We start from the raw sequence: 8,459 nt of genomic DNA, 5'->3' as shown, positions 1-8,459 counted from the left end.
GGTGGCGTGCGTGGGCGGTCGGCGGTCGAGGTCCTCGCCGGGCAGCCCGGCGTGCGTCGGCGGGGCCTCGCGCTCGAGGCCGCGGTTGCGACCGCCACCGATGCGGCTGACACCGTAGGCGAGCCCCCCGAGCACGATGACGGCGCCGATGACGATGAAGATCAAGAGTGTTTCCACGTCAGCCATCCAACCACGGGGATGACGGCCCCCCGTCCGCCTCGATCCCGTCTCCACCCCGCCCGGACACACGTCAGCCACCGGCGTTGGCCGGTGGCTGATCGAGGTGGGCAGGCGGTCGGACGCGGCCTAGTGGGTGCGGGCGCGCGGGCGACTGAGGGTCTCGGCGCGACGACGTGCCGCGCGTGCAACCCCTTCCCCCTTGGCGGTGAGCAGGTCGCGGCCGCCACGGTGCGCAGGCACCGCGACGACGCCGACGACCGCCACACCGAGCACGGTGACGACGAGCATCGAGAGGACCAGGAAGACCATGTGACAAGAGTGACGCATGTGGCTCTTGTGGCGCAAATACCGTCGGGTGACGATTTGGCAAACTCCAGGTCCGTCTCCCAGCCCGTCCCGCAGGCCCCCCCGGCCGCCTCTACTCGGCAGGTGTGCCGGGGCCTCAGGCCGAGCGGTCGGCCACGTCGCGCAGGCGCTGGGACACGACGGTCGTGACGCCGTCGCCGCGCATGCTGACACCGTAGAGGGCGTCGGCGATCTCCATCGTCTTCTTCTGGTGGGTGATGACGATGAGCTGGGAGCTGTCACGCAGCTCCTCGAAGAGGGTGATGAGCCGGCCGAGGTTGGCATCGTCGAGGGCGGCCTCGACCTCGTCCATGATGTAGAACGGCGAGGGGCGGGCCTTGAAGATCGCGACGAGCAGCGCGACGGCGACGAGCGAGCGCTCCCCACCGGAGAGCAGCGACAGGCGCTTGATCTTCTTGCCCGGCGGCCGGGCCTCGACCTCGAGGCCGGTCGTCAGCATGTTGGACGGGTCGGTGAGGACGAGTCGTCCCTCCCCGCCGGGGAAGAGCCGCTGGAAGACCCGCTCGAACTGGACCGCGGTGTCCTCGAAGGCCTCGGCGAAGACGCGCTCGACGCGCTCGTCGACCTCCCGGACGATGTCGAGCAGGTCACGCTTGGAGTTCTTGAGGTCCTCGAGCTGCTCGGTGAGGAACTTGTGACGCTCCTCGAGGGCCGTGAACTCCTCGAGGGCGAGGGGGTTGATCCGCCCCAGTGCGTTCAGCTTGCGCTCGGCCTGGCGCAGCCGCTTCTCCTGGACCTCGCGCACGAAGGGGACGGGGTCGGGCTGCGGCGCGTCGGGATCCGCATCAGGGTCGGGCACCGACGGGACGAGCTGGTGCGGACCGTACTCCTCGACGAGGTCGGACGGCGCGATCCCGAGCTCCTCGACCGCCTTGGTCTCGAGCTGCTCGATGCGCAGGCGCTGCTGGGTGCGGGCCACCTCGTCGCGGTGCACGGTGTCCGTCAGCTCACGCAGCTCGGCCTGCAGGACCGAGATGTCACGCCGCACGACGGCGAGCTCGGCATCACGCTCGGTGCGCTCGGCCTCACCGGCCGCACGGGCGTGYCCCGCCTGCTCGGCCGACTCGACGAGAAGCGCGTGCGCCCACGTCGCCGCGGTGCGCACGGCGTCGGCCACCACGGCCTCACGCTGGCGACGCGCTCGCTTCTCCGCGAGCCGCCGGCGGGTCTCCTCCTCGTGGCGAGCACTGCGCTCGAGCGCATCCGCGCGGTCCTTCAGGGCACGCGCGCGCTCCTCCCGGGTGCGCAGCGCGAGACGCAGCTCGGTCTCGGCCGCCCGGGCCTCACGGGCGACGGCCTCGAGGCGGTCGCGCTCCTCGGTCGACGGCTCGTCGGCGAAGTCGCCCTCACCACTCGCGGCCTCGAGTCGTTCGAGGAGTGCGGCGTGCTCGGTCTGGTCGGCCTCGAGGGCCGACATCGCGTCGGCGATGGCCTTCTCGGTGCGCTCGACCTCCGAGCGCGCGGCCCGCAGGGTCTGTCCGAGCGAGCCGAGCTTCTCGGCGATCGCGGCCATCCGGGCGTCGCTCTCGTTGAGCCGCTCGAGAGCAGCCTCGACGGCGTCGGTGAGCTCGGCGCAGGTCGCCTCCGCGCCCACGACGCGGAAGCGAGCCTCCTCACCCTCTCGGGTGGCCCGGGCCATGGCGTCCTGGGCGTCGTCGAGCGCGGCCTGCAGCTCGAGCAGACTCGGCGCGGTCGTGCTGCCGCCTCGCACGGTGCCCGGGGCGTAGACGTCCCCGCCGCGGGTGACGGCGGTGACGCCGGTATGGGTGCGGACGACCTCCCGGGCAGCCGAGCCGTCCGGCACGAGTGCCACGCGGTCCAGCACCTGCTCGACCGCGGGACGCACGGACTCCGGGCACTCGACGACGTCCCGGGCCCACCGGGCCTCACCCGGCAGGGTGGGCCACGACGCCCGGTCGACGTGCGTGGCCGACTCGGCCACGAGCAGGCTGGCGCGGCCGTTGTCGCCGTCGCGGAGGGCGTCGAGGGCCGCGGCAGCGGCATCGAGCGAGCCGACGGCGAGCGCTTCGGCGGCGGACCCGAGAGCGGCCGCGACGGCATTCTCCAGACCGGGCTCGACGGTGACGAGCGAGGCGACCGACCCGAGGATCTGGTGGGCCTCGTCGGCGGCGGCGAGCAGTGCTGCCGCGCCGTCCTTGCGGCTCAGGCTGAGGCCGAGCGCCTCGACCCGGGCGGCGGCGGTGGTGCGCGCGCGCTCGGCGGTCGTCTCGGCCTCCTTCCACCGGGCGAGCTCGGCCTCGGCGGCCTCGAGGCGCGCGGCGGCCTCCTCGTAGGCGGTGTCGAGCCCCTCCTCGCCCTCTTCGTCCTGGGCGACGCTGGACTCGAGCCGGGAGAACTCGTGCTCCGCCTCGGTGGCGCGGGCCTGGGCGGCCTCGATGGTGCTGCGGAGGCGCCCGACCTCGGCCTCGCGGGCCTCGATGCGCGAGGCCTTGGCGCCGACCTGGCCGCCGAGCTTGGCCAGGCCCTCGCGGCGGTCGGCGGCAGCCCGGGTTTCGCGCTGCAGGCGAGCGGTCTCCTCCGCGTGGCCGCGCTCGGCGTCGGCGCGGTTCATGACCGCCTCCTCGAGGGCGGCCTTGGCCTCGGCGATCTCCTCGAGGAGGAACGCCTCCTGCTCGCGCACCTCGGCGGCCTGGACGCGCAGCAGCTCCGGGTCCCTGCTCTGACCGGGGGCCTCCGGCTCGTCGTCCTCGCTGAGCAGGCGCACCCGCTCGGCGGCGAGCGACCGCGTCGAGGCCATCCGCTCGACGAGGCGGCCGAGCGAGACGTACTCGTCCTGCGCGCGGGTCAGGGCCGGGCGGGCGGCCTCGGCTGCCTCCTCGAGCGTCGACAGCCGGCGCGCGAGGTCGCCGATGGACTCCTCGACCTCGGATCGGCGCTCGATGAGGGCCGACTCGTCGGCAACCTCCTGCTCGAGCGTCGAGGTCAGCTGGACGAGGTCGTCGGCGAGGAGGCGCAGCCGGGCGTCGCGCGCGTCGGTCTGGATGACGGCGGCCTTGCGCGCCGTCTCGGCTTGGCGACCGAGGGGGCCGAGCTGGCGGCGGATCTCCCCGGTGAGGTCCTGCACGCGGGTGAGGTTGGCCTCCATGGTGTCGAGCTTGCGTAGCGCGCGTTCCTTGCGCTTGCGGTGCTTGAGGACGCCCGCGGCCTCCTCGATGAAACCGCGGCGCTCCTCGGGGGTCGCACGCAGGACGGTGTCGAGCTGGCCCTGGCCGACGATGACGTGCATCTCGCGCCCGATGCCGCTGTCCGAGAGCAGCTCCTGCACGTCGAGCAGGCGGCACGGGGTGCCGTTGATGGCGTACTCCGACCCGCCGTTGCGGAACATCGTCCGGGCGATCGTCACCTCGGTGTAGTCGATCGGGAGCGCACCGTCGGTGTTGTCGATCGTCAGGGCAACCTCGGCCCGGCCGAGGGGGGCGCGACCGGACGTGCCGGCGAAGATGACGTCCTCCATCTTCCCGCCGCGCAGCGACTTGGCACCCTGCTCGCCCATGACCCAGGCGAGCGCGTCCACGACGTTGCTCTTGCCGGACCCGTTGGGGCCCACGATGCAGGTGATGCCGGGCTCGAGACGCATGTGGGTCGCCGAGGCGAAGGACTTGAAGCCCTTCAGGGTGAGGCTCTTGACGTACACGACCCGAGAAATCCTTTGTCCAGCCGGCCAGCGATTCCGGTCAGCGTACTAGCCAACGGTCCCGGCCCCGGGGAGGCGAGACCGCTGGGTGCGAACGGCATACCGTGGACGGGTGGACGCCGACGAGCCGCACCGAATCACCACGATCGAGCGGCTGCTCGAGGTCTACCCCGACACCCCGGCGGCCAACAGCCTCGCCAAGGAGTCCCCGACGATCACCCCGAGCCACGCCCGGATCATCGCGGCGGCGCCGTTCGTCGTCATCGCCACGGTCGGCGACGGCGGCCTCGACCAGTCGCCGCGCGGGGACTCCAGCGGCTTCGTCGTCGTGCGCGACGAGCGCACCCTGGTCATCCCGGACCGGCGCGGCAACCACCGGCTCGACACGCTGCGCAACGTCGTCGCCGACCCGCGGGTGGGCCTGCTCTTCCTCGTCCCGGGCCTCGGCGAGGAGCTGCGCGTGCGCGGCACGGCGGTCATCTCCACGGACCCCGACGAGCTCGCTCGACACGAGGTCAGGGGTGTCCGGCCGGCCTCCGTGCTCGTCGTCACGGTCGAACGCATCTACTTCCAGTGCGCCCGAGCCGTCAAGCGGAGCCGACTGTGGGACGACGAGTCCCGCGTCGACCCGAGCACGCTGCCCACGGTGGGGATGATGACGCGCGAGGCGGGTGGCTTCACGACCGATGCCGAGGTCGCGGCCTACGACGCCGCTCTCGACGAGCGGCAGGACGCAACGCTCTACTGAGGCGTCCGCCCTGGGGCGCGGCTACGCGTTGCCGTTCGCGATGCGCTCGTGGTGGTGGATGACCTCGGCGATGATGAAGTTCAGGAACGCCTCGGCGAACACCGGGTCGAGGCCGGCGCCGTCGGCGAGCGACCGCAGCCGCGCGATCTGCCGCTCCTCGCGCTGCGGGTCGGCGGGGGGCAGGTGCTGCTCGGCCTTGAGCCGGCCGACCTGCTGGGTGCACTTGAAGCGCTCCGCCAGCAGGTGGACGAGCGCGGCATCGATGTTGTCGATGCTGCTGCGCAGCCGGGCGAGCTCTGCGGGGACCTCGGGCACGTCGCTCACGCCGTCAGCCTAGGCGGCTCAGCGCTCCGCGAATCCGGTGATCCCGTCCCTCGGAACGCCGGGCTGCGCGACGACGCCCTCGACGTAGCCGGGCCGCCGGGTCGTCGAGGGGCTCTCGCGCAGCAGTGCCTCGAGGGCGTCGACCGCCTCCGGGCTCCCCTGGGCCACGATCTCCACACGCCCGTCGGTGGTGTTGCGGGCGTGCCCGACGAGACCGAGCTCGAGCGCGCGGGCGCGCGTCCACCACCGGAAGCCCACGCCCTGCACGGTGCCGCGCACGAACATCGTGACCCTGACCGGCGGGCGCGCCGCCCCGTTCGCTCCCTCGTCCACCCCGACACGGTATGCCGCGTGGCGTCGCAGCGTCAGCACCACCCGTCACTATGCTCGCGGCAGGCACACCGGTGGCTCCGCCCACCGAAGCCCACGGAAGGAGCGACGTGACGACGTCGGCGATTTCACGGGCGGCCGGCTCGAGCCGGACCGCCGAGACGGCCACGGGGGCCATCCCGCGATCGGGGCGTGCTCGCTCGGGGCAGACCCCCGGGGAGCACGGGGCGCGCATCGAAGGCCTCGACGGACTGCGGGCCCTCGCCATCGTCGGTGTCCTCGTCTACCACCTCAACGCGTCGTGGCTGCCCGGCGGCTTCCTCGGGGTCGACGTCTTCTTCGTGGTCTCGGGCTTCCTCATCACGACGCTGCTCCTGCGCGAGCACCACCGCAGCGGCCGGATCGCCCTGTCACAGTTCTGGGTCCGTCGCGCGCGTCGTCTGCTTCCCGCCCTCGTCCTCTGCGTCGTCACGAGCGTCCTCATCGCCCGCGGTGTCAGCCAGGACCTCCTCGTCGACGTGGGACGCCAGATGCTCGGCGCCCTCACCTTCTCGACGAACTGGCTCGAGATCACGGCCGGCACGAGCTACTTCGACCAGACCGCACCGCAGCTGTTCATGAACTTCTGGTCGCTGGCGGTCGAGGAGCAGTTCTACCTGCTCTGGCCCCTGCTGACGCTCGCGCTGCTGGCGGTGTCGAGCCGGGTGCGGGTCGGCGTGGCGGTCGCCGCCGGCATCGTCTCCTCCCTGCTCATGGCGGTGCTCTTCACGCCGGGCACCGACGCGACGCGCGTCTACTACGGCACCRACACGCACGTCGTGGGGCTCATGGCCGGCGCAGCGCTCGCGTTCGCCTGGGCGAGTCCGCGTCTGGCGTCGTGGGTGGCGCCGTCGCGCTGGGGGCGGTTCGGCTCGTATGCCGTGCCCCTCGCTCTCGGGGTCCTGGTCGCCGAGATGGCCTTTCTCGACGAGCAGTCGACGCTGACCTTCCGCGGCGGCATCGTGGCGGCGTCCCTGGCGACGGCCGTCCTCGTCATGGGTCTGGTCGAGCAGCGCCGCGACGGCATGACCCGAGCGAACGGTGCGACCCCGGTCCAGCGGGCCATGCGCCACCCTGCCGCGTCCTGGGTCGGGGCCAGGTCCTACTCCGTCTACCTCTGGCACTGGCCCGTCATCCTCCTCGTGGCCCTCGACAACCCGTCGGCCCCGGGCACGACGTCGCACCTGCTGACCCGCCTGTGGTGCGTGCTCGTGACGCTCGCGCTCGCCGACCTGACCTTCCGCTTCGTCGAGACGCCGTTCCGGACCCTCGGCTTCCGGGGGGTGGCGACGAGCCTGCGCCGGGGCGTGTCGGGACTGACCCTCCGCGGCAAGCGAGGCCTCGGTGCCGTCCTGGCCGCCCTGGCCGTCGTGACCGCGGTCATCGTCGTGACGGCTCCCGACCAGAGCGAGACCGCCAGGATGCTCGCCGCGAACGAGGCGGCGGCAGACGCGACACCGACGCCGGCGCCCTCGGCCGGAGCCACCACACCAGGGACGGGCACTCCGCTTCCGACGACGACGGGCGCTCTGCCCTCGGGGACCGCGTCGGCGGTGAAGGCCTCGTTCACGATGCCGACCGGAGACGAGATTGACGCCTACGGCGACTCGATCATGGTCGRCAGCCTGCAGGCGCTGCGCTACTACTTCCCCGGCATCCGGATCGACGCGAAGTCCAACCGTCGGTGGTCCGACGGGCTCAAAGAGGTCGCGGACCGCGGCGTCGGCAACCGGCGCGCGGTCATCCTCGCCTTCGGCACCAACGCCGGGGTCGACGAGGACGCCGTCAAGAAGGTGCTCGACACCCTCGGCCCCGACCGCATGGTCGTCCTCGTCAACATCATGGCCCCGTTCGCCCGCGTCGACACCGACAACGCKACGCTCGAGCTCGTCGCTCGAGGCCGCCCCAACGTCGTCGTCGCCGACTGGGCCGATGCCCTCCGGGCACACCCGGACCAGGTCCAGTCCGACCGCATCCATCCCACGCTCACGGGCGCCCACCTCTTCTCCAAGACGGTGCGCCAGGCGATGGCCGACCTCTCCGCGAGGAACACCGGCAAGACGGTCGTGCTCAAGGAGCTCCCGATCCCGTGAGCGCCGTCGTCGCTGGGTCGTGACCGTCAGCCGGCGACCACCGGGTCGCCGACGCGGACGGTCGCGCCGGGGTCGAGCGGCAGCACGGGCGTGAGCCGGACACCGAACCACGTGGCGCCGCCCCACTTCCGGTGCCGAGCCAGGGTGCGGATCGGCTCCTTGCCGGAGCGCAGGTCGACGCTGTCGATCGTCGTCATGACGCAGCGGTCGCACACCATCGTCGTGCGGAACGGCACGTCGCCGATGCGCACCGACGACCAGGCGTCCTCGGCGAAGGGCTCGCCACCCGCCACGACGACGTTGGGCCGGAACCGTCGATGCGCCAAGGGATCTCGAGGCTCCTCACCCCGCTCGAGGGCCGTCTCGAGCACCCAGTCGTTGAGGCGCGCCAGCGACGACTCCGACGTGACGTGGACCGGCGCGGCGTCCGCGAGGGAGTTGCGGTCCCCCGGGGCGCCGCCCAGGTCTGGCCGGATCGGGCGGTGCGTCGCGTCGTCCWGCCACACCAGCCGCAGGGGACGCCCCACCCGTTGGGTCAGCCACCGGTCGGCGCCGGGACCGGCGGGTCGAGCGCTGTCCTGACCTGAGAAGCCCACCGGCACGGGCGCGGCGTCGCGGGGCGGCGTCACGTCGAGCGCGTCCGCGTCCGCACCGAGCAGCCGCACTCCCCCGCCGTCGAGCGGCTCGGCGCGCAGCCCCAGGAGGGCATGCTCCTCCCGGGCGG

The 8,459-nt window shown here is 72.8% G+C and carries 7 protein-coding genes; 2 read left to right on the top strand and 5 right to left on the bottom strand.

Translation table 11 applies throughout. The features are described 5' to 3' along the window. Window positions 1–306 precede the first annotated feature (306 nt). Window positions 307–489: a hypothetical protein gene (locus AC1DP0_RS13675; protein WP_478085097.1), complete on the bottom strand. Its 183-nt coding sequence runs from the start codon at window positions 487–489 to the stop codon at window positions 307–309. A 133-nt stretch (window positions 490–622) separates the two neighbouring features. Continuing rightward, a complete protein-coding gene (gene smc, locus AC1DP0_RS13670; RefSeq protein ID WP_478085096.1) occupies window positions 623–4,201 on the bottom strand; it encodes a chromosome segregation protein SMC in 3,579 nt (1,192 codons plus the stop codon). Between the two features lie 112 nt (window positions 4,202–4,313). Here smc and AC1DP0_RS13665 point away from each other — a divergent pair, with 112 nt between their 5' ends. Continuing rightward, window positions 4,314–4,949: an MSMEG_1061 family FMN-dependent PPOX-type flavoprotein gene (locus tag AC1DP0_RS13665; RefSeq protein ID WP_478085095.1), complete on the top strand. Its 636-nt coding sequence runs from the start codon at window positions 4,314–4,316 to the stop codon at window positions 4,947–4,949. A gap of 21 nt (window positions 4,950–4,970) precedes the next feature. Here AC1DP0_RS13665 and AC1DP0_RS13660 read toward each other — a convergent pair whose 3' ends face one another. Both AC1DP0_RS13660 and AC1DP0_RS13655 read right to left on the bottom strand, forming a co-directional pair. Next, the gene (locus AC1DP0_RS13660; protein WP_478085094.1) at window positions 4,971–5,273 is read right to left on the bottom strand and encodes a chorismate mutase; all 303 of its coding nucleotides are present in this window, start codon (window positions 5,271–5,273) and stop codon (window positions 4,971–4,973) included. A gap of 18 nt (window positions 5,274–5,291) precedes the next feature. Continuing rightward, window positions 5,292–5,558, bottom strand: a complete 267-nt coding sequence (locus AC1DP0_RS13655; RefSeq protein WP_478085098.1) for an acylphosphatase — start codon at window positions 5,556–5,558, stop codon at window positions 5,292–5,294. 155 nt (window positions 5,559–5,713) lie between these two features. On the opposite strand from AC1DP0_RS13655, the gene AC1DP0_RS13650 reads away from it, so the two are divergent. Continuing rightward, window positions 5,714–7,735, top strand: coding sequence for an acyltransferase family protein (locus AC1DP0_RS13650; RefSeq protein WP_478085093.1), 2,022 nt, complete (start codon window positions 5,714–5,716; stop codon window positions 7,733–7,735). Window positions 7,736–7,761: 26 nt separating this feature from the next. Here AC1DP0_RS13650 and AC1DP0_RS13645 read toward each other — a convergent pair. After that, window positions 7,762–8,459 (bottom strand): MOSC domain-containing protein (locus tag AC1DP0_RS13645; protein ID WP_478085092.1); only part of this gene is annotated, 698 nt, incomplete at its 5' end.

The sequence above is a fragment of the Terrabacter sp. P5_B1 genome (genome assembly GCF_056400505.1).
Note: the sequence above shows the minus strand (reverse complement) of the source record. Positions and strands in the feature narration are given on the sequence as shown.